The sequence below is a fragment of the Micromonospora sp. NPDC051006 genome, assembly GCF_044456245.1.
In the GTDB taxonomy this organism is placed as follows: domain Bacteria; phylum Actinomycetota; class Actinomycetes; order Mycobacteriales; family Micromonosporaceae; genus Micromonospora.
On record NZ_JBITFP010000024.1, the window covers coordinates 55,542 to 73,826 of the forward strand.

At 70.6% G+C, this 18,285-nt stretch carries 32 protein-coding genes; 30 read left to right on the top strand and 2 right to left on the bottom strand.

All coding sequences use genetic code 11. From position 1 onward, the window contains the following. Positions 1-84: 84 nt before the first annotated feature. Positions 85-681 (bottom strand): hypothetical protein, encoded by a 597-nt coding sequence (locus ACIBBA_RS27605; protein WP_396700914.1) that lies wholly within the window; start codon positions 679-681, stop codon positions 85-87. A gap of 247 nt (positions 682-928) precedes the next feature. On the opposite strand from ACIBBA_RS27605, the gene ACIBBA_RS27610 reads away from it, so the two are divergent. After that, positions 929-1,699: a hypothetical protein gene (locus tag ACIBBA_RS27610; protein ID WP_396700916.1), complete on the top strand. Its 771-nt coding sequence runs from the start codon at positions 929-931 to the stop codon at positions 1,697-1,699. Between the two features lie 576 nt (positions 1,700-2,275). Further along, positions 2,276-3,613 carry a tyrosine-type recombinase/integrase gene (locus ACIBBA_RS27615; RefSeq protein ID WP_396700918.1) on the top strand — a complete coding sequence of 446 codons (1,338 nt, stop codon included), beginning with the start codon at positions 2,276-2,278 and terminating at the stop codon, positions 3,611-3,613. On the opposite strand, the gene ACIBBA_RS27620 is transcribed toward ACIBBA_RS27615, so the two are convergent. Continuing rightward, complete coding sequence (locus ACIBBA_RS27620; RefSeq protein ID WP_396700920.1) at positions 3,610-4,005, bottom strand: helix-turn-helix domain-containing protein; 396 nt, start codon at positions 4,003-4,005, stop codon at positions 3,610-3,612. The genes ACIBBA_RS27615 and ACIBBA_RS27620 overlap by 4 nt on opposite strands. Before the next feature lie 119 nt (positions 4,006-4,124). Here ACIBBA_RS27620 and ACIBBA_RS27625 point away from each other — a divergent pair, with 119 nt between their 5' ends. The 28 genes from ACIBBA_RS27625 to ACIBBA_RS27760 all read left to right on the top strand — a co-directional run bounded on the left by ACIBBA_RS27625 (position 4,125) and on the right by ACIBBA_RS27760 (position 18,271). Further along, positions 4,125-4,364, top strand: coding sequence for a helix-turn-helix domain-containing protein (locus tag ACIBBA_RS27625; protein ID WP_396700921.1), 240 nt, complete (start codon positions 4,125-4,127; stop codon positions 4,362-4,364). Further along, a complete protein-coding gene (locus ACIBBA_RS27630) occupies positions 4,361-4,639 on the top strand; it encodes a hypothetical protein (RefSeq protein WP_396700923.1) in 279 nt (92 codons plus the stop codon). The genes ACIBBA_RS27625 and ACIBBA_RS27630 overlap by 4 nt, the downstream gene beginning before the upstream one ends. Before the next feature lie 74 nt (positions 4,640-4,713). Beyond that, a complete protein-coding gene (locus ACIBBA_RS27635; protein ID WP_396700925.1) occupies positions 4,714-5,328 on the top strand; it encodes a hypothetical protein in 615 nt (204 codons plus the stop codon). Continuing rightward, the gene (locus ACIBBA_RS27640; RefSeq protein WP_396700927.1) at positions 5,325-5,582 is read left to right on the top strand and encodes a hypothetical protein; all 258 of its coding nucleotides are present in this window, start codon (positions 5,325-5,327) and stop codon (positions 5,580-5,582) included. Before ACIBBA_RS27635 ends, ACIBBA_RS27640 begins: the two co-directional genes overlap by 4 nt. Further along, positions 5,579-5,869, top strand: coding sequence for a hypothetical protein (locus ACIBBA_RS27645; RefSeq protein ID WP_396700929.1), 291 nt, complete (start codon positions 5,579-5,581; stop codon positions 5,867-5,869). The genes ACIBBA_RS27640 and ACIBBA_RS27645 overlap by 4 nt, the downstream gene beginning before the upstream one ends. Next, on the top strand, positions 5,866-6,189 hold the full coding sequence (locus ACIBBA_RS27650; protein ID WP_396700931.1) for a hypothetical protein: 324 nt from the start codon (positions 5,866-5,868) through the stop codon (positions 6,187-6,189). Before ACIBBA_RS27645 ends, ACIBBA_RS27650 begins: the two co-directional genes overlap by 4 nt. A gap of 20 nt (positions 6,190-6,209) precedes the next feature. After that, positions 6,210-6,476, top strand: a complete 267-nt coding sequence (locus ACIBBA_RS27655) for a WhiB family transcriptional regulator (RefSeq protein ID WP_396701061.1) — start codon at positions 6,210-6,212, stop codon at positions 6,474-6,476. Continuing rightward, positions 6,473-7,771 carry a hypothetical protein gene (locus ACIBBA_RS27660; protein WP_396700933.1) on the top strand — a complete coding sequence of 433 codons (1,299 nt, stop codon included), beginning with the start codon at positions 6,473-6,475 and terminating at the stop codon, positions 7,769-7,771. Before ACIBBA_RS27655 ends, ACIBBA_RS27660 begins: the two co-directional genes overlap by 4 nt. Beyond that, positions 7,768-9,390: a UvrD-helicase domain-containing protein gene (locus ACIBBA_RS27665; RefSeq protein ID WP_396700935.1), complete on the top strand. Its 1,623-nt coding sequence runs from the start codon at positions 7,768-7,770 to the stop codon at positions 9,388-9,390. The genes ACIBBA_RS27660 and ACIBBA_RS27665 overlap by 4 nt, the downstream gene beginning before the upstream one ends. Further along, positions 9,383-9,643 (top strand): hypothetical protein, encoded by a 261-nt coding sequence (locus tag ACIBBA_RS27670; protein WP_396700937.1) that lies wholly within the window; start codon positions 9,383-9,385, stop codon positions 9,641-9,643. The genes ACIBBA_RS27665 and ACIBBA_RS27670 overlap by 8 nt, the downstream gene beginning before the upstream one ends. Then, the gene (locus tag ACIBBA_RS27675; protein ID WP_396700939.1) at positions 9,643-9,870 is read left to right on the top strand and encodes a hypothetical protein; all 228 of its coding nucleotides are present in this window, start codon (positions 9,643-9,645) and stop codon (positions 9,868-9,870) included. The genes ACIBBA_RS27670 and ACIBBA_RS27675 overlap by 1 nt, the downstream gene beginning before the upstream one ends. Continuing rightward, on the top strand, positions 9,867-10,064 hold the full coding sequence (locus ACIBBA_RS27680; protein WP_396700940.1) for a hypothetical protein: 198 nt from the start codon (positions 9,867-9,869) through the stop codon (positions 10,062-10,064). Before ACIBBA_RS27675 ends, ACIBBA_RS27680 begins: the two co-directional genes overlap by 4 nt. Next, positions 10,061-10,627 (top strand): hypothetical protein, encoded by a 567-nt coding sequence (locus tag ACIBBA_RS27685; RefSeq protein ID WP_396700942.1) that lies wholly within the window; start codon positions 10,061-10,063, stop codon positions 10,625-10,627. The genes ACIBBA_RS27680 and ACIBBA_RS27685 overlap by 4 nt, the downstream gene beginning before the upstream one ends. After that, positions 10,624-11,088, top strand: a complete 465-nt coding sequence (locus tag ACIBBA_RS27690; RefSeq protein WP_396700944.1) for a hypothetical protein — start codon at positions 10,624-10,626, stop codon at positions 11,086-11,088. Before ACIBBA_RS27685 ends, ACIBBA_RS27690 begins: the two co-directional genes overlap by 4 nt. 79 nt (positions 11,089-11,167) lie before the next feature. After that, positions 11,168-12,004, top strand: coding sequence for a hypothetical protein (locus tag ACIBBA_RS27695; RefSeq protein ID WP_396700946.1), 837 nt, complete (start codon positions 11,168-11,170; stop codon positions 12,002-12,004). Continuing rightward, on the top strand, positions 12,001-12,213 hold the full coding sequence (locus ACIBBA_RS27700; protein ID WP_396700948.1) for a hypothetical protein: 213 nt from the start codon (positions 12,001-12,003) through the stop codon (positions 12,211-12,213). The genes ACIBBA_RS27695 and ACIBBA_RS27700 overlap by 4 nt, the downstream gene beginning before the upstream one ends. After that, positions 12,200-12,454, top strand: a complete 255-nt coding sequence (locus ACIBBA_RS27705; RefSeq protein ID WP_396700949.1) for a hypothetical protein — start codon at positions 12,200-12,202, stop codon at positions 12,452-12,454. Before ACIBBA_RS27700 ends, ACIBBA_RS27705 begins: the two co-directional genes overlap by 14 nt. Before the next feature lie 5 nt (positions 12,455-12,459). Further along, positions 12,460-13,551, top strand: a complete 1,092-nt coding sequence (locus ACIBBA_RS27710; protein ID WP_396700951.1) for a hypothetical protein — start codon at positions 12,460-12,462, stop codon at positions 13,549-13,551. 24 nt (positions 13,552-13,575) lie between these two features. Further along, positions 13,576-13,944, top strand: a complete 369-nt coding sequence (locus ACIBBA_RS27715; protein WP_396700953.1) for a DUF4326 domain-containing protein — start codon at positions 13,576-13,578, stop codon at positions 13,942-13,944. After that, entirely contained in the window at positions 13,941-14,126 is a 186-nt protein-coding gene (locus ACIBBA_RS27720) for a hypothetical protein (protein WP_396700955.1), read from the top strand. The genes ACIBBA_RS27715 and ACIBBA_RS27720 overlap by 4 nt, the downstream gene beginning before the upstream one ends. Next, a complete protein-coding gene (locus ACIBBA_RS27725; RefSeq protein ID WP_396700957.1) occupies positions 14,123-14,395 on the top strand; it encodes a hypothetical protein in 273 nt (90 codons plus the stop codon). The genes ACIBBA_RS27720 and ACIBBA_RS27725 overlap by 4 nt, the downstream gene beginning before the upstream one ends. A gap of 8 nt (positions 14,396-14,403) precedes the next feature. Beyond that, on the top strand, positions 14,404-15,057 hold the full coding sequence (locus tag ACIBBA_RS27730; RefSeq protein WP_396700959.1) for a hypothetical protein: 654 nt from the start codon (positions 14,404-14,406) through the stop codon (positions 15,055-15,057). A 98-nt stretch (positions 15,058-15,155) separates the two neighbouring features. Beyond that, on the top strand, positions 15,156-15,353 hold the full coding sequence (locus ACIBBA_RS27735) for a hypothetical protein (RefSeq protein WP_396700961.1): 198 nt from the start codon (positions 15,156-15,158) through the stop codon (positions 15,351-15,353). Positions 15,354-15,422: 69 nt separating this feature from the next. Next, positions 15,423-15,680 carry a hypothetical protein gene (locus tag ACIBBA_RS27740; RefSeq protein WP_396700963.1) on the top strand — a complete coding sequence of 86 codons (258 nt, stop codon included), beginning with the start codon at positions 15,423-15,425 and terminating at the stop codon, positions 15,678-15,680. A gap of 100 nt (positions 15,681-15,780) precedes the next feature. Beyond that, a complete protein-coding gene (locus ACIBBA_RS27745; protein WP_396700965.1) occupies positions 15,781-16,071 on the top strand; it encodes a hypothetical protein in 291 nt (96 codons plus the stop codon). Next, positions 16,068-16,295 (top strand): hypothetical protein, encoded by a 228-nt coding sequence (locus tag ACIBBA_RS27750; RefSeq protein ID WP_396700967.1) that lies wholly within the window; start codon positions 16,068-16,070, stop codon positions 16,293-16,295. The genes ACIBBA_RS27745 and ACIBBA_RS27750 overlap by 4 nt, the downstream gene beginning before the upstream one ends. Positions 16,296-16,490: 195 nt before the next feature. Continuing rightward, positions 16,491-16,970 (top strand): helix-turn-helix domain-containing protein, encoded by a 480-nt coding sequence (locus tag ACIBBA_RS27755; RefSeq protein ID WP_396700969.1) that lies wholly within the window; start codon positions 16,491-16,493, stop codon positions 16,968-16,970. Next, positions 16,970-18,271 (top strand): PBSX family phage terminase large subunit, encoded by a 1,302-nt coding sequence (locus tag ACIBBA_RS27760; protein WP_396700971.1) that lies wholly within the window; start codon positions 16,970-16,972, stop codon positions 18,269-18,271. Before ACIBBA_RS27755 ends, ACIBBA_RS27760 begins: the two co-directional genes overlap by 1 nt. Positions 18,272-18,285 lie beyond the last annotated feature (14 nt).

Sequence of the window (18,285 nt, forward strand, 5' to 3'; positions counted from 1 at the left end):
GAGGATCGATAATCACTGATCGAAACGCTCTACTCGTCCTTGCTTCGCCGGTCCGTCCGGCACCGTTGCTTTCATCCGTTGCTGTCATCGTGGTGGCGGTGTAGTAGTCGGTTCGTTCAGCAACGCCGTAAGAGGCCTGTGGCAGTAGTGGTCGTGGTACTTGGGCCAATAGTCGACCCGGACGCTGTAGTAGCCGGGCCGGTGAGCGTGGTCGCGTAAGACGTTCAACCACAGGCATCTATCCCGCACCATCTTCCTGGCGAACAGCAGCCGGAGGTCTGAGACTTCGGACCTCCACCCCGACTCGCGGGCGACCATGTCGTAGTGGCTCCGGATCTCTTTGTCCGACAGTCCGCTGCGATACTCGACGGTCACCTCGCCATAGATCTGGCTCTCACTGCCCGGACCAGTTTCGGTGCACGGCTGTAGTGTGGCCGGCTCGCCAACCGGCGACGCGCCTGCCGGCAGCTGCTGAAAGGCTGCCTCGCGAGCCAACTTCGCTGGCTCGTCCGGTGCGGCGAAGCAGCCACGGTTGAAGAATGAGCGAACCAGATAGACCGGCTCGGCCAAGGCAGGCCACGCGAGGTAGCCACCGGCAGCGCAGACGACGAGCATGATTGCGAACCCCGCCCCAACCCTGGCCAACCCTGCTCGCCGACCGGCATCAGCCTCGTCGTTCACGGCGCCACCGTACGGATTCGTGGCCGCGCTGTGAAGATCTCTAGCGGATCTCCATCGGGCGGATGGAGAAGGTGTTTCTGACACGCTTGGTGGGGCGGGCGGGACCCGAACCCGCGGCAACCCGGCCGAAAGGGCGTGCAATGGGCAGGCCGGGCTCGCGGGGCACCAGGCATGGATCTTGAGGGCTACTCTCTGCCGCACCATGACAAGGGGAGGGTCGGTGCGACATCGACTGCGGGGCGTCGCAATGCTGCTGCTCGGCGCGGTGCTACTAGGCACGGCCGGCCTGAGTATCGGCTCCTGGTATGGCGGTCGCGGCACCGTACCGCTCAGCTCCGACCGGGCTCAGGACGTGGCAGCAGAGCTGCTGCCCGGGGCCGAGCCAACCGGCAGCAACATGCTCGTACGCGCCTTTCGGTACGGCGTCTTCCTGGCCACTGATGATTTCGGTTCCGCTCACGCTGACTTCCACTACGGCGACCGCGCCGACTGCGCGCTCTCAGACCAGCTACGGCACAACGCCGCATCGCGGGGGTGGCAGAACCTTCATCGCGTTCCGGGCGACCCGTGCGACGGCTGGCGAGCCGAGGCGGACGGCCTGATGGTCACCCTCACCCACCGTGCGACCGGGTCGACGCTGAACGTCACGCCGGCCGCACCGGACGGGTTCCTCGCCTCCACGCTCCTTGGCACCCTCCTCGGCGCTGCCGCCGGTGCTGCGCTGTTCTGGCTGGTGGCGCGGCAACGTCCGCCCGTACCCTGGCTGGTCCGCACGCTGGTGATGGTCGCGCTACTCCCGGGCGCCGCCCTTACCTGGGCGGACCTGATCACGGACGGGCTCGCCGAGCCGGTGTGGCCCATCTGGCGGTCACTCGCTCCTCTGCTGGTGCCGCTGTGGCTCGTGCTTCTGCTGGCCGGATTGATCGTTCTCGTAAGGCGATCGAACCCGACCGGCCCCGCCGCCGAGGCGACGACTGCGGTGCCCGGAACTAGCCCAAGTGCCAGCAGGCGTGGCTAGCAGACCGCGCGCCGTCGAGCCGGGCGCGGAATGGAATCTCGCATCCTGAAGGACTGTGGGATCTCCTCGTCGGGCAGTCGTAGACAGTCCAGCCTCCCGGGACGGGGACAAGGTGGAGCGCCCACCCGGACGTACGACCTTGGCCCCGTCCGGGGAGGCTGGTAGCCCTTGTGGTGCCCGGCGAGGTGATCTGCAGCGGCATCTCTGAGGAGGGTCGGGTCCGGGGCGGAGCCCCGAGGTCTTCAAGCCCTGGTCGTCCGTCAGCGTGGCCGCCGTCCGGCCCGGCCGATGCCGGCCGGAGGTCGCCAGCAGGCCGGGGCCGGGCCCGCGTTTCGGACCGCCTTGATGCGGTGCGTCCGGGTCGCCGGAAGCATGGCTGACCAGGGAAAACGGCTGGTGGGGCGGGCGGGACTCGAACCCGCGACCGAGGGATTATGAGTTGATCGTGTGACCCTGCACTGACCTGCCCGGATGCCCTCTGACCTCGTAACGGCGCGTGCGTTCAGCACGGCCCGTGACGGCCAAACACGGGGCTAGCCTTGCCGTCTGTCCCCATGGGGACGATGATCTGTCCCCGTGGCGAGCATCGAACGACGAGGGGACTCCTGGCGGGTCGTCTGGCGGTACGACGGCCGGAAGCAGTACACCACCTGGCCAGCCGAAACGTACGCCAAAGAGGCCAAGTCCATCGTCGACGGCCACCGCGGGCGCATCACCGCCGAACGCGTCTATTCAGATATGGGCATAGACATGGGGGATACCGATTCCCCCGACCACGGAATAACGCTCCGGGAATGGTGCGCGGAATGGCTTCCGTCAAAAACGCGAATCACACCTGGCACCCGTGAACGGTATGAGCAACAACTCCGCGACAGAATACACCCCGCCTTTGGCGACACTCCCCTGACGCAGATCACCCCGGTAATGGTCGGCCGCTGGCTCAACGAACTGCGCGACGTGATGGGGCCGAAGACGGTCACCCGCTACTACTCGCTGCTGCACACCGCCCTCGGAGCGGCCGTCCGCCACGGCCACATTCCCCTCAACCCGTGCCACGGGACCGACTTCGTCCGGGACCAGGTCGCCGACGACGACGACACCGGCGGCCACCGCGCCGTCTACCTGACCCCCCGCCAGTTCGAGATCCTCCGCGCCCAGTTCGCCGACCGGTGGCATCCGCTGCTGGACTGCATCGTCGAGACGGGCACCCGCTGGTCGGAGGTGACCGCGCTCGCCGCCCAGCACCTCGTGCCCGCCGCCGGCGGCAGCGGGCCGCGGATCAGAGTGTGGAGGGCGTGGAAGGAAGCGAACGGCCGGCGGTACCTCGGCACGACGAAGGGCCGCGCGAAGCGGGTCCTACCGATTGGGTCCGATCTGTACGTGACGCTTGCCGAGCTGGTCGACGGGAAGCCACCGGAGGCGCTGCTCTTCCGCGACGACGACGGCCAGGCCCTCGACTACGACCACATGTACGACCGGGTGTGGAAGCCGGCGCTGTTGCGTGCCCGGCGCTGCGCTGCCCATCCCCCGCTCGGTGAGGGTGAGCAGCTGGACGGGGCGCGGGGTCGGTGCCGGGACTACGGCGGCACGACCTGGACGGGCCAGCCCTGCGGCGCCCGAGTCGTCACCGGCACCACCCGCTGCGCCGCCCACTACGGTCCCCCGCCCGGCGCGGTCTCGGACTGCGACTGCCCGGGGGTGCTGCAGGCCGCCCCGTCGTGGCACGACCTGCGCCACACGTACGCGGCCTGGCTGTTCAGTGACCCGAGGATGACGCCGCTGGCGGTGTCCCGGCTCCTCGGCCACCAGCAGCTGGCCACCACTAGCGAGATTTACGGGGACCTGATGCCGCAGGCGATCGACGCTGCTGTGGACGCGGTGGCGGATGCCCGCCGGGCTGGCCGGGAGGGCTAGCCGGCCTGGCGCTCTTCGCCGCCCCGGTTGGCCCGCTCGAAGATGTCGAGGAGTTGGAGCATGGCCTGCCGCTGCTCCTCGGTGTAGACCGGGTCGGCCTTCACTGCGTCACGGACGCTGACCTGTCCGGCGCCCTCGGTCGGAGCGAAGGGGCGGAGGCCGGCGAGCTGCTCTGCGCGCTCGCGGTCGATGTTGACGCCGAGCTTGGCGAGTCCGTCGGCGACCTTGTGCACCGTGGGCGGGGTTGGCTTGTGCGGCGAGGTCCGCAGGTTGCTGATCGTGTTGCGGGCGACGCCGAGAGACTTGGCCATCTCGACAGCGGACCAACTCCGGTTCAGCCGTTCGTTCTCGACTTCTGCCCAGAGTTGGTAGGCCACTCCCCGATCAGTCACGTGCAGGTTGTAGCACGGCGTGCGGTAGTGGACATAGCCCATGTCCGTATGGCTACTTTTTCTGGCTCAGCCCTGCCCAGCCTTGCCCAGAGTTGACCAGTGCTGCTAAGACTTGTAGCGTGTTGAACGCACCAAGCCAGCGCAGCTCTGAACAGCCCGGAGGCAACGACGTGGAAGAGCTCTACCTGACCGTCAAGGAGGTCGGCGGCCGGCTGCGGGTCTCGCGGTGGAGCGTCGGCCGACTCATCAAGTCGGGGCAGCTCGAAGCGGTCGAGGTCGGCGGGGTGATCCGCATTCCGGAGAGCGGGCTGCGCGCCTTCATCCAGCGCCACACCGTCACCGCGAGGGAGACGCGATGACCACCGCAACCCCCCTGCCCAAGCTCCACCCGTTCCCGGAGGTCGCCAAGCGGCTCGGGATTCCGCTGCGCACGCTGCGCGAGCGGTCCTGGGCCCGCCAGTTCGATCACGTCCGGATCGGGCGGGAGCGCTACCTCACCGATGACCAGCTGACCGCGCTGATCAAGGCGTACACGGTCACCAGCGAGAGCGCGAGCACGCGGGCAGACGACCTGGCGAAGACCGCCGAACGAGTCGGCCGCCGGGCGCCGCGCCAGCGCCGCGCTGCGGCCTGAACGAACGAAGCCCCCGCCGCGGACACGGCGAGGGCTTCCCACCCGGACAACCAAGCGCACATCAAGGAGTCCAGATGCAAGACCAGACCCTACCGGAGCAGTACCGGATCGCTTTCGACGTCAACGCCGGCGTCGAGCCGATGACGTTCCCGGCCGGAACCACTCTCGCCGAGGTCACCACCCGGCTCCACCACAAGTTCCTCCTCGCCGATGTCATCGACGACGGCAACGACTTCGCCGTCACCATCGACTACGACGCCGGCACGGTGGTCGTCTCGGTCGACGGTGACGTGATCGAGCACGGATCGATCTACCGCGAGGAGACGAAGCCGGACTACTGGCTGACCCTCGCCGACGACCTGCGCCAGGTCGCCGACCGGATCGCCGCCCTCGCCGGCACGCCCGGCAAGCCCAGCTACGTCACCTTCACCGTCTGCGCCGGCCTGCTGCGGTCGGAGGAGACCAGTGCGGTCCCGATGGTCGACGCCATCGCCGAGGCGCTCAGCGTCAAAGCCACCACCGGGGACCACAACCGGCGCGGCTCCTGGGACCACCGGGCGACGGCAACGATCGGCGCGGTCGACGTCACGGCCTACGCGAACGTGACGAAGCCGGCCGAAGCTGAGGACCACCTCCGCGCCCGCATCGCCGAGCTGGAGGCGCAGCTCGCCAAGGGCGGTACCCGGTGACGGCCCCGACCGGCCCGCACAGCGGCAACCGGCCCGGCCCGCAGACCTTCCCCGCCACCGCCCCCATCGTGGTCATCGCCGACGCCTGCGGGCACCTGCCCGGCGACCGCCACGACAGCACCTGCGACTACTGGCGGGGTGTCGCCGCCGGCATCTACCAGTCGCCGGACGCGTACGCCGAGGTGGTGACCCTGCCCGGTCACGCGGCCGACCTGAAGCCGCTGACCGACCCGGCCCTGCGCGGTGCGGCGTGATCGCCCCCATCGCCATCGGCGTCCTGCTCTGGCTGTGCCTCGTCCTCGTCGTCCTGCTCATCGGCCGGGACCGCGCCGCCAACAAGGCCGAGGCCCGCCTCCACCGCATCGCGGACGACCTGGCCGAGCAGCTGGCCACCGAGCAGGTCAAGGCCCGCCACCTCCAGGAGCGCAACGCCGAGCTGCGAGACGAGCTGAACGAGCAGACGGGCGAGCCGTCCATGACCGAGGCCGTCTACGCCGACCTCGCCGAGCTGCCCATCACCTACCCGGGAGACGCCCGATGACCACCACCATGCCGGCGTACCGGATCACCACGCTCCAGTACCTACGCGCCAGCCTCGCCGAGCGCCTCGGCCTGGAGCCGGAGCACGAGGGCGCCACCCCCGAGTGGGCGTCCCTGCTCCGCGCCGGCCTGACCGACGCGCCGGCCACCAGCCGCGCCGACGACACCCCCACCGCCGTCATCCCGGCCGTCCGGCGGGAGCTGCCGGCCCTGGCCGCCGTCCCCTACCGCGAGGTCCACGACGAGCACCTCGGGGTCCTCCTGGTCGGCCCGATCACCCCGCCGCACCTCTTCAACACCCTCGCCAGAGGTGCCCGGTGAAGCACGCCCACCTGCAGGTGATCCGGGGCACCGACGAGGCGCTCACCGTCGCCGACCTGCTCGGCACCCAGCCCGGCTGGCGCGAGCGGGCCCTCTGCAACCAGACCGACCCGGAGGCCTTCTTCCCGGAGAAGGGCGGCAGCACCCGCGAAGCGAAGCGCATCTGCTCCCGCTGCGACGTCAGGACCGAGTGCCTGGAGTACGCCCTGGGCCACGACGAGCGGTTCGGCGTTTGGGGCGGCATGTCCGAGCGCGAGCGCCGCGCCATGAAGAGGAGAGCAGCGTGACCGCCCTGAAGACCCGCAAGCCGACCGGCCGCGTCCCGTGGCCGCTCATCCTCATCGAGGGCGGCGAGAAGTCCGGCAAGAGCTGGGCCTGCGCACAGTTCAGCACCAGCCCCCGCATCGGCCAGATGTACTGGATCGACCTCGGCGAGGGCGCGGCCGACGAGTACGGCGCCATCCCCGGCGCGAACTACCTGGTCGTCGAGCACGACGGAACCTGGGCGCAGATCCAGGGCGCCGTCGACGCCGTCAAGGCTGAGGCCGCCCGCGCGGCCGCCGCCAGTGAGCCGCCCGTGGTGCTCGTCATCGACTCGATGACCGCGGAGTGGGACCTCCTCAAGGACTGGGCGTCCGACAAGGCCCGCCAGCGGTACAACGCCAAGGCCCGCAAGTACAAGCGGGCGGAGCTGGCCGCCGACGAAGAGCCGACCATCTCGATGGACCTCTGGAACGAGGCCGGCGCCCGCCACCGCAAGCTGATGACCACGCTGATGACCTTCCCGGGCATCGTTCTGCTGACGGCCCGCGGCAAGGAGGTCGCCGCGCTCGACGACGCCGGGAAGCCGATCGAGCGGCAGCGGGACTACAAGGTCGAGGGTCACAAGACGCTGGGCTTCGACGTGTCCTGCTGGATCCGTCTCGACCGGGCCAAGCCGGGAACGGTGGTCGGTGTCCGGTCGGTGCACGTCGGTATCCGGCCTGGCTACGACCCGGCGATCGAGCTGGCCCGCGACTGGTCGATCGAGAACATCGTCTTCGACACGCTGCGATGCGCGCCGGCCGAGGCGCACACCCGGGACCTGGTCGCGTTGCAGCCGTCCGAGCCGGACGACGAGCGGCCGGTGTCGGCCCCGCCCGCCGCCCGCCCGGTCTCAGGGCCGCCCGCCGCCCTGTCTGCCGCCGCCACCGGCCTGCTCCACGACCTGGCCGAGGCCACCGACGAGACCGGCCTCCGCCGCGTGTGGAAGGCCGCCGGCGAGGCCGCCAACGAGGGCCGCGTCAGCGACGCCGAGGCCGAGCACTTCCGCAACCAGTGGAAGGCCCGCAAGGAGCACCTCATCCCGTCCAACCCGGCCACCGAGGCCATGCACAAGAAGATCCACGTCCTGTGCAAGGACGCCGGCCTCGACGACCGCGACACCCGGCTCCTCTTCCTCTCCGACGTCACCGGCCGGGAGATCGACACCCAGCGGCGGCTCAGCTTCGACGAGGCCAAGAAGGTCATCGACCGCCTGGAGGCCGCCGCCGCGCAGAACACCCCGCCCGCCACCGACGAGGAAGGCCAGGCCGCCGCATGAGCCACACGCCGACCCCGGAGCAGGCCGCCATCATCGACGCGGCCCGCACCGGCGACGACCTCACCATCGAGGCCGGCGCCGGCACCGGGAAGACCAGCACCCTGAAGATGCTGTCCCGCGAGGCCGGCCGCAAGCGCGGCGCCTACCTCGCCTACAACAAGAGCATCGCCACCGACGCGGCGAAGGAGTTCCCGTCCAGCGTCACCTGCAAGACGGCGCACTCCTTCGCCTACGGGGCGGTCGGCCGGCAGTTCGCCCACCGGCTCAACGGGCCGCGGGTGCCCGCCCGACAGGCCGCCATCATCCTCGGCCTCAACGAGCCGGTGAAGCTCGGCGAGACGATGCTCGCCCCGCAGCAGCTCGCCCGGCTGGTCACCGAGACCATCCAGCGGTTCTGCTACTCCGACGACCGCCAGGTGCAGCGGATGCACGTCCCGCTGGTCAACGGCCTCGACCAGCCGGGCCAGGCCGAGCTGGCGAAGTACCTGATGCCGATCGCGCAGAAGGCGTGGGACGGCGACCTGACCCAGCTCAACGGCCAGCTGCGGTTCACCCACGACATGTACCTGAAGATGTGGATCCTCACCGACCCGGTGATCCACGCGGACTTCGTCCTCCTCGACGAGGCGCAGGACTCCAACCCGGCCGTCGCGGGGCTCGTGTCGCGGCAGCCGGCGCAGCGGATCCTCGTCGGCGACCGGGCGCAGGCCATCTACGGCTGGCGCGGGGCAACCGACGCCATGGCCTCGTTCGACGGCCGCCGCTTCCAGTTGAGCCAGAGCTTCCGGTTCGGGCCGGCCGTCGCCGACGAGGCCAACAAGTGGCTGTCGCTGCTCGACAACACCGACCTGAGGCTGACCGGCTACGAGCGGATCCAGTCCCGCGTGGAGCCGGTCGCCGAGCCGGACGCCGTGCTCTGCCGGTCCAACGCCGGCGCCATCATCCGCGTCATTGACGCCCTCGGGCGGGGACGCCGGGCGGCGCTGGTCGGCGGCGGCAACGAGATCCGCCGCATGGCCGAAGCCGCCGAGCGGCTCCAGGCCGGCATCCCCACGGACCACCCGGACCTGTTCGCCTTCACCAGCTGGCGGGAGGTTCAGGAGTACGTCGAGATGGACGCGGGCGGCTCCGACCTGCGCGTGTTCGTCAGGCTCATCGACAAGCACGGTGCCCGCGAGGTCATGCGGGTGTGCGACGCCCTGGTCGACGAGCGGTACGCCGACACCATCGTGTCGACGGCGCACAAGGCGAAGGGCCGCGAGTGGGGCCGGGTGCTGATCGCCGACGACTTCCCGGAGCCGAAGCAGCGGGAGGACGGTTCGTTCCGGATCGCCCGGGACGAGGTGATGTTGGCCTACGTCGCGGTGACCCGGGCGCAGCAGGTGCTCGACCGGTACGGGCTGGCCTGGGTGGACCGGTACGCGACCGGGGCGGCGGCGGTGGTGCCGAAGCAGCACCCGGAGTGGGCGATCCTGCCGGACGCCCCGGACCCGCTGACGGACGACCCCACGCCGGCGGGCGGTGCGCGCTGTTCGGGAAAGCGGCCGTGTTTCCTCTGCGACCCCACGGTCCGCCAGACCTGGCCGGCACCCGTCACCGCCGGAGCGAGCCGTGGCTGACGTCATCCAGTTCCCCGGGGCCGGCGCTCTGCCGGCCCCGGCCGGGCCGCCGCCCGCCATGGCCGACCTCGACGCTATCGGCGAGCGTTACGTGGCGTACGCCGAGGCCGTCGAGACCGACGACTGGACGCTGCCGCTGCTCGCCCGGGCGTGCGCCGACGACATCCCCGCGCTCCGCGACGAGATCCACCGCCTGGAGCTGCTCCGCCGGGAGCTGGCCGCCGAACTCGAGCGCCGCAGCGGCGGTGCGTGATGGGCGACCAGCGACCCGGGCACATCGGCTACTGCGACACCCACCAGAAGCGGCTCTACAGCTCCCGGAAGCAGGCCAAGCAGCAGATCCGCAAGTTCCACGCCAACACCGGAATGCGCGAGTACCGCTGCGATCTGGTCAAGGGCCACTGGCACATCGGCCACCTTCCGCTGGCCGTCGTGGAGGGCCGCAAGACCGCCCGCCAGATCTACGGGGGAGCCCGGTGAAGGCGCGCCGCGGGCGCCGGACGGTCCGGCCCCACCGGTACGCCGCGTCGACGACCGTCCCCGCCGACCACAACGGGCTCCGGCCGTGCATCTGCGGCCGGGCCAAGGGCAACGCCGCCCACAACGCGGAGGCGGTCGCGCAGGTCGACGCGGCGCAGGCCGAGCACCTCCGCCGGATCGGAGACGACCAGTGAGCGACCTCCAACAGGGCCCCGACTGCCTGTGCAGCCACCGGCAGTTCGCCCACCGGCTTGGACGCCGCGGCTGTCGCGCCCTCGACTGCGGGTGCGACCGGTACGAGCCCGTCGACGAGCCGCAGCCCGCACCGGCGATGGCCGACCCGGAGCCGGAGCCCGAGCTGGACCCGGCCGACCAGTACGCCGCCCACCTCGCCGACCTTGGCCGGCAGCTCGCCGTCCGGGTCCGCGACAACCACCCGGCCGACAACCAGCAGTGGCTCCACGAGGTGCTGCCGGACCTGGCCGACCGGGAGGCCCTGCTGTACGTCCTGGCCGCCGCAGTGCCGCTCAACCGGTCGATGCAGTCCCTGACCGCGTGGGCGGAGCAGGACCGCGAGTCGCGGCTCCAGCCGCACGGCACGCACGCCGCCGCCGAGCGGCACCGGTACCGCAAGGAGCCGCTGTGCGACGAGTGCCGGCAGGCCGAGCGGGAGCGGGACCGGGACCGCAAGAAGACCGCCTACTGGGCCGCTAAGGGCGAGCCCGCCACCACGACAGAGGAGACCCGAGCCGCATGACCACCGAGGCCATCGTGACCGACCTGGACCTGGACGCCATCGAGATGCGCGCTGCCGGCGCCACCCCCGGCCCGTGGGCCACCGACCCGGACAGCGCGTGGCGCCGCTGCCACGAGGCCCACGAGTACGTCTACGCCACCGACCCCACCGACCGGGCCGGGATCGTCGCCCTGACCGGCATCAAGGGCGAGCACGTCCGCAACGCCCGAGACGCCGCGTTCATCGCCCACGCCCGCACCGATGTGCCCGCGTTGGTCGCCGAGGTCCGCCGGCTCCGCGCCGAGCTGGCCGAGGTCAACGGCCGGTGCGACCAGACCGCTGCCGCCCGCGACCGCTACAAGCGCGAGCGCGACACCGAGCGGGCCGTCGCCGACCAGTTGCGCCAGGACCTCCGCGAGGCCGACGACAACTACGGCGCCCTCCAGCAGCACATCGCCGACATCCGCAACGGCGACGCCTGACCGGGCTGGCCGGGCCCCACTTCCCCGGGGCCCCGCCAGCCACCCCGACCACACCGCCAGAAGACCAAGGAGCCACCGGGTGAGCTACCAGGCCGTGCAGTGGGCCCTCGACGAGGCCCCCATGCTCCGCACGCCCAAGGGCCTGCCGGACAGCACCGCCCGCGGCGTCCTCGTCGCACGGGCCGAACGCGCCGACGAGTTCGGCCGCGACACCCACGCCGCGATCACCGACGTCATCTGGCGCACCGGGTACGACGCCCGCACCATCCAGCGGGCCCAGGAGCGCCTCGAAGCGGCCGGCCTACTGATCCCGGACGGCGTCACCCGGTGGGGCACCCCGCGCTGGAACCTCGACATGACCAAGAAGCGCGACCCGGACGAGTGGGCTCAGCTTGAGGCCGAGATCGATGGGAAGAAGGCGGCCGAGGCGGCCCGGGTGCGGGAGTACCGGCGCAAGCAGAAGCGGGAGCGTACGGACGCAGAGTCGGTACGTACGGATCCTGCGTACGTACGTACCGACAGAGAATCCGTACGTACGGATTCTGGCGACGTACGTACGGACGCAGCGCCGCCCAAACCACCCGTGAACCGTCCGGGAACCACCCACCAACCATCCGAGGAACCTCCCCTTGGGGGCACGCTGCCCCCAAACCCCCTGCGCCCCCAAGATCCCAAAACCGGGGATCTTGGGAACGAGATTGAAAACTCACTCTCTTCGGGCGGAGATCAACCACCTCAGCCTGACACCGCAACTCACGACCGCGCGCGCGAGCAAACGCCCCGGCTCCGGCTCGTCCCCACCCCGGGCCGCGGATTCGGCTTCTGCCTCGCCTGCCACGCCGAGGGCAAGACCACGCTCGCCGTCGACACGGCCACCGGCGACGCCTGCGCCCTCCATCTCCGGACCGCGTCATGACCACCGCCCCGTACCGGCACCGCACCCCCGGCGAACGCCGCGCCCAACAGTCCGCACAAGCCGCCATCGCCCGAGCCCTCGCCCATGCCACCCCACCGCCGGCGCCAGACGCCGACGAAGAGCTCGGCCGCCAGTACCCGTACGTCGACCACGCCCGCGCCCGACAGATCCGCCACGAAATCGAGGAGAGCCACCATGCCCAGCACTGAGCACCCCTTCATCCACATCGAGCAGCGCCCCGACCCGGACGACCCCGGCGGCTTCCAACTCGACGTCAAGGCCGGGAACGGCCTCGTCAGCGAAGACCAGCTCGTCACGCTGCTGCTGCTCATCGTCGAGCGCATCACCGGCGTCAGCCCCGACCTGTACGCCAAGGAGATCGACATCGTGCGGCGCGTCGCGCGAGGCGGGCCGCTGTTCCCGGCAGACCTCGACCACGAGGAGGGCTGACCGCCGTGACCGACCTGATCCCCGCACCGCGCCCCGTGCCCACCCGGGAGGACCGCATGCGCGACGCCCGCACCGACTTCGCCACCTACCTCACCAGCAGCGAACGCGACCAGCTCGACGCCCGAGCCGCCTGCGCCGAACAGGAACGCGACGACGCCCTCGACGACCGCGACCAAGCCCGCCGCGAACGCGACCAGAACGCCGCCGACCTCCAGGCCATCGCCAACACCAACGACCGGCTACGCACGGACCTCGCCGCCGCCCAGGCCCACCACACCGAACTCCACAACAAAATCGCCGGACTCGAGAACGACCTCCGCAGCTCCCGCCGCGCCGTCCGCGAACTCCTCGCCGACCTCACCGACGCCGGCAACACCATCGACGCCGCCCAGGCCGCCCTCCACCGCGCCGGCCACACCGACCCCACCGCCAACCCCGCCGACCTCATCGACCGAATCGCCGCCGAACGCGACGACGCCCGCGACACCGCCCGCCGCCAACGCGACGACCTCCACCACGAACTCACCCAGACCCGAGACGCCCTCACCCACGCCGGCCTCCAGCCGAACACCACCGCCAGCACCCCAGAGCTGGTCAACCGGCTCGCCGACGACCTCGACTCCACCCGGCAAGTCGCCATCTACCGTCAGACCGTCATCAACTCCCAGGCGGCTGAACTCCAGCACGTCGGCCAAGTGCTCACTGCCTGGCGCAACAGCTTCCAAGGCGAGCCCGCCCAGGAATGCGACCGGGTCCTCGTCGACCTCATCGACGCGCAGCTCGTACCCACCGCAGAACGTCCGCTGCCGCCGGGCCTCGGTTCCCCGTCACGCGCGCAGGAGCAGCCGGCCGAGTTGCCCGCCTGGGTGCTGCAGCTGGTGCGCGGCCTCGACCGGTACGAGCTGGAGCACCCCACGCTCTACCGCCAGAACGGTGACGGCACGTACAGCCGGTGGCCGTGCCCAGGGACGCTGCTGGCGCGGGTGCCGGCCGAGGTCCGCCGCCTGGCCGAGGAGCGGCAGATCCGCAGCGAGCACGGCCCGGAGCTGGTGGACCTGCCCGCCGGCGCCACCGTCCGGCCCGAGCGGGAGGGCTGACCGGTGCCGAAGCGGATCCAGCGCATGCGCACCAAGGGATGGCGGATGCCCGAGAACACCGTCTACGTCGGCCGCCCCACCGTGTACGGCAACCCGTTCCGCGCCGGACAGAGCTTCTGCGGTCCGACCATCCGCTGCTTCTACGACCCCGAGCGGTTGGTCGCGCAGTTCCGCTTCTGGATCTCGCTGGACTCGCTCCCCCACCTCTTCTGGGACCACGACCTGATCGTCGCCCACGTCCACCTCAAGGCGGCGCTCGACCGCGGCGACCTGGCCGGGAAGAACCTGGCCTGCTGGTGCAAGCCGGGCGACCCGTGCCACGCCGACGTCCTCCTGGAGATCGCCAACAGCCCGGAGGTCGTCACCGTCGAGGTACCCGGAGTGTCATCGTGATCCGCCGTCTGCTGGTCGCCCTCGCCGCCGCACTGGTGGCGGGGGTGGCCGCCACCCTCGCCATCTCCGCCGCCCTCGACATCCACTGGGACCCGCAGATGGCCGTCGCCCAGGCCGTCTTCGCCGTGTTCCTCGGCCAGTACCTGCTCCTCGCGTTCCTGCTCAGCCGGAGGTCGAAGTGACCCGCGGCGAGATGTACACCATCACCGCGCACGTCCTCCCGCACGGCGAGCCGAACCCCGGCGGCTGGCACTGCCGCATCACCGGCGACGAGCGAGACGGCAAGGTCGTCGTCCAGCAGATGCGCCTCGACGGCACCCGCTGGACGCCGGGGATGAGCACCAGCGTCTACGTCACCGCTCTGCGGCCGCTCGCCGTGCAAGTCGACCTGTTCGGCGACCCGGCGCCGCCCGCCGGCGCCCGCCGTCCCACCAACCGCATCGCCGCCTGAGGAGCACCGTGACGCCGCACCACCTCCACGCCACCGCCGCCGCCTGGTCCCTCCACACCGCCCGGCTCCGGCTCGCCGACCTCGCCCGCGACGAGGCCGCTCAGATCGCCGCAGAGGCGATGGAAGCCCCGTCTCTGCTCCGCTCCCCGATCTGGGGCAGCCGGCACGCCCACGGCGGCCACGGCGACCCCACGCCCGGCATGGTGGCCGTCGACGACCGGCCGCCGCGACGGAACCGGTGGGCGGAGATGGTCGAGCGCGTCGACGCCAAGCTGGACTGGCTCGCCTGCCAGCTCGGCGACACCGTCGGCTTCGACCCGCTCAGCCGGGTCCTCACCGCCATCGTCCGCCTTCAGCCCGGCACCGTCCGCCTCGTCGCCCAGCACCTGGCCGACGAGGACACGTGGATCCGCAACGCCGTCGGCCTCGCCCCGGCCCGCGAACTCCTGCCCGGCGTGGACTGCCCGCACTGCGGGGAGCGGCAGCTGTACGTCCAAACCGCCGGCCCCATCGAGCGCTGGACCGTCATCTGCGCCACCGGCCGGCTCTGCATGGGTCAGGGCTGCCCGTGCGGCATGCCCGGTGCGGTCGAAGGCGTCGCCCACATCTGGCCGCGCGCCGCCGTGCTCGTGCCGAGCAAGGCGAAGCCGGAGGCGGCGTAGTGCGGCCTCCGGCTGTAAGAGCCCTCAGCGTACCTCTCGGTGCGGTCGCGGGGGCCGCACCGACCCAACCCGCCCACTGACCGAAGGAGAGCGCCACCGTGAAGACCATCGAAATCAAGGGCGTCTGGCTCACCAAGAGCACTGCCCACAACGGCAACGGCATCGAAGTCCTCGTCGAGCTGGCCGACGGTACCCACCACGTCGCCATCTCCGAGACCGCCGACGACGGACCAATCAGCCACTACGTCCACCCGAGCGGCATCCTCAAGGCTCCGGTGCGCGAGTTCACCGAGTAGGCGGAGTGTGGCCCGGGACGCGTTCGCACCTCGCGTCCCGGGCCACGTTGCTCGCTATTCTCGACCACCATGAAGCCAGACCCCGAACTGGTCGAGCATTACCGCCAGGACCTCGCCGCCAAGCCGTCGTACATGGTCGACTCGTACGCGATGGGCTTCACCATCGCGACCGTCCGCAGCATGGCTGCAGACCACGACCGCTACTGCGCCGGGTGCGCGACCTGCCGGCAGCTCCGCCACCTGCTCGCGTTCATCCTGGCGTACGAGCTGAACGAGGCCCCTCCGGACGTGCTGCGCCGGATTCACGGGATAGACCGCGAGGAGTAAGAAGCGTCCGGTTTGGACCGAATTTGCGCACACCATAATTACCCTTATGTGCGAACGAGGCTCACGAAGGCGAGTGGCCTAGGAAGATACGATGAGGACCGTGAGCGATGAATTCCTGACCGAAGACGAGGGACGCATCGCCTCCCTCGGCCTCGCCGCCCTAACCGCCTACGTCCACGAGGACGACAGGAGCGCAGCCCAAGTCATCAACGACCACGTCAACGCCGCGCGGTCGCCCATGGCTGGCGCGCAGGACGTCTTCAACGGCCTGCTCGTCGCCGCCGGGGTGCTCCTGCACAAGCTGAGCAAGGCGACCGGCAAGTCTCAGGACACGATCCTCCAGGAGCTGGGCGTCGCGTACGCCGAACGAGACCCGGACGACCAGGCGTGATCTGGCGGGACGGCACCTACTGGGGCACGGCGGACCAGCTCGCCGCCGCCCTCGGCCCCGACGTAACCGTGCACATGATCCGCAACTGGCGTCGCCGCGACGGCCTCACCACCATCGCCGGCTACTCGCCCCTCGACCAGGCCGCCGAGATCGAAGCCGCCAAGCGACACGCGACACGCGGACGACCCCGCCAACTTGACCCGGCCCTGGTCGGAGCCGGATGATTTGATCACACGCCGAACAGGCGGAGTGTGCCCGCAGCCCGGTAGAGCTCAAGCTCCCGGGTTGTTCTGCGTCCGGGGACGGGACGCACAGGGCGCGGGGATGGCGGGCAGGCCGCTGTGGTGGCCGGCCTGCCCGCACACCCGACCGTCCCACCACCGATCCCTGACCGGCCAGGCGCCGGGACGGAGTGAACCATGGCCCCCTTCACCGACCGCGAACGCGAACAGGTCACCGAGCTCCACGCCCAGGGCCACGGCCGCAACGAGATCAGCCGGCGCACCGGCATCCACCAGAAGCGTGTCTCCGCCATCGCCGCCGAGCTGGGCCTCAGCTTCCGCCGTGGTGGTGCTCGCACCGCGGCCGCCACCGAAGCCCGCAAGGCCGACGCCGCCACCCGGCGGGCCCGGATCGAGGAAACCGCACTGGCCGCCACCGAGAAGCTGCTCAGCCAGATGTTCGCCCCCGCCAAGGTCTTCAACTTCGGCGGCAAGGAGAACGACTACAACGAGCAGACCCACGACGAACCGCCGTTCGCCGACAAGCGCGCCATCGCCACCAGCGTCCAGGCGCTCATGCAGACCGCGCTGAAGATCGCCGAGCACGACCGCGCCGACGCAGCGACCTCCGGGGTGGACGCCTGGCTGGAGCACATGACCGACGACGGCGACGACTGATGGCCTACAAGCCCCTGACCGGGAAAGCCAAGCGCAGCGTCCAGCTCTCCACCGCCCGCTTCAACATCTGGGAAGGCGCCGTCCGGTCCTCCAAGACCGTGGCCAGCATCTTCCGGTGGATGAAGTACGCGCGCACCGGGCCCGGCGGCAACCTCGCCATGATCGGCAAGACCGAACGGTCCCTCAAGCGCAACGTTATCGACCCCATGATCGAGATGGTCGGCGACAAGCGCTGCCGCTACCTGGCCGGGGCCGGTGAGCTGCACCTGTTCGGCCGGCGCATCTACACCGCCGGAGCCAACGACGCCCGCGCAGTCCAGAAGATCCAGGGCCTCACCCTGGCCGGAGCGTACGGCGACGAGATCGCCACCTGGCCCGAGGAGTTCTGGGACATGCTGGGCACCCGCCTCAGCGTCCCCGGCGCCCAGTTCTTCGGCACCTGCAACCCCGCCGGCCCCACGGCCTGGCTCAAGCGGAACTGGCTCGACCGGTCCGCCCTCTGGCTCGGCCACGACGGCACGATCTCCACCAGCCACGCCTCAGACCCGGTCGACCTCCACCGGTTCAGCTTCACCCTCGACGACAACCCGCACCTCTCCCCGGACTTCGTCGCCGCGTTGAAGCGCCAGTACGTGGGCCTGTTCTTCAAGCGGTACATCCAGGGCCTCTGGGTGCCGGCTGAGGGCGCCATCTTCGACATGTTCGATGAAAAGCGCCACGTCACGGCCACCCTGCCTGCCATCAGCCGCTGGATCTCGATGGGCATCGACCACGGCACCCGAAACCCGTTCCATGCCGTCATCCTCGGCCTGGGCGCGGATCGGAAGCTGCACATCACCCGCGAGTGGCGGTGGGACTCCGCGGCCAAGCGCCGGCAGCTCTCCGACGCCGAGTACTCCCGCGAGGTCCGGCACTGGCTCACCACCGTGCCCGTGCCCCAAACCGACCTGCTCGGGGTCACACCCGAGTACACGATCGTTGACCCGTCAGCCACCGGCTTCCGCGTCCAGCTTCACCAGGACGGACTCTTCTCGAAGCCCGCCGACAACAACGTCCTGCCCGGCATCCGGACCCTGTCGTCGCTGTTCGCTCTGGACCTGCTCGACATCCACGAGTCCTGCAAGGAGCTGCTCCTGGAGATTCCCGGCTACTGCTGGGACGACAAGGCGGCCGAGCGGGACGGCACCGACCAGCCGATCAAGCTGGCCGATCACGGCGTCGATGCCGGCCGATACGCCACGCACACCACCCGCTCGATCTGGCGCTCGGCCCTGAGGTCGGGCGTCCACGTAGCCGCCTGAAAGGGAGGCCCGCC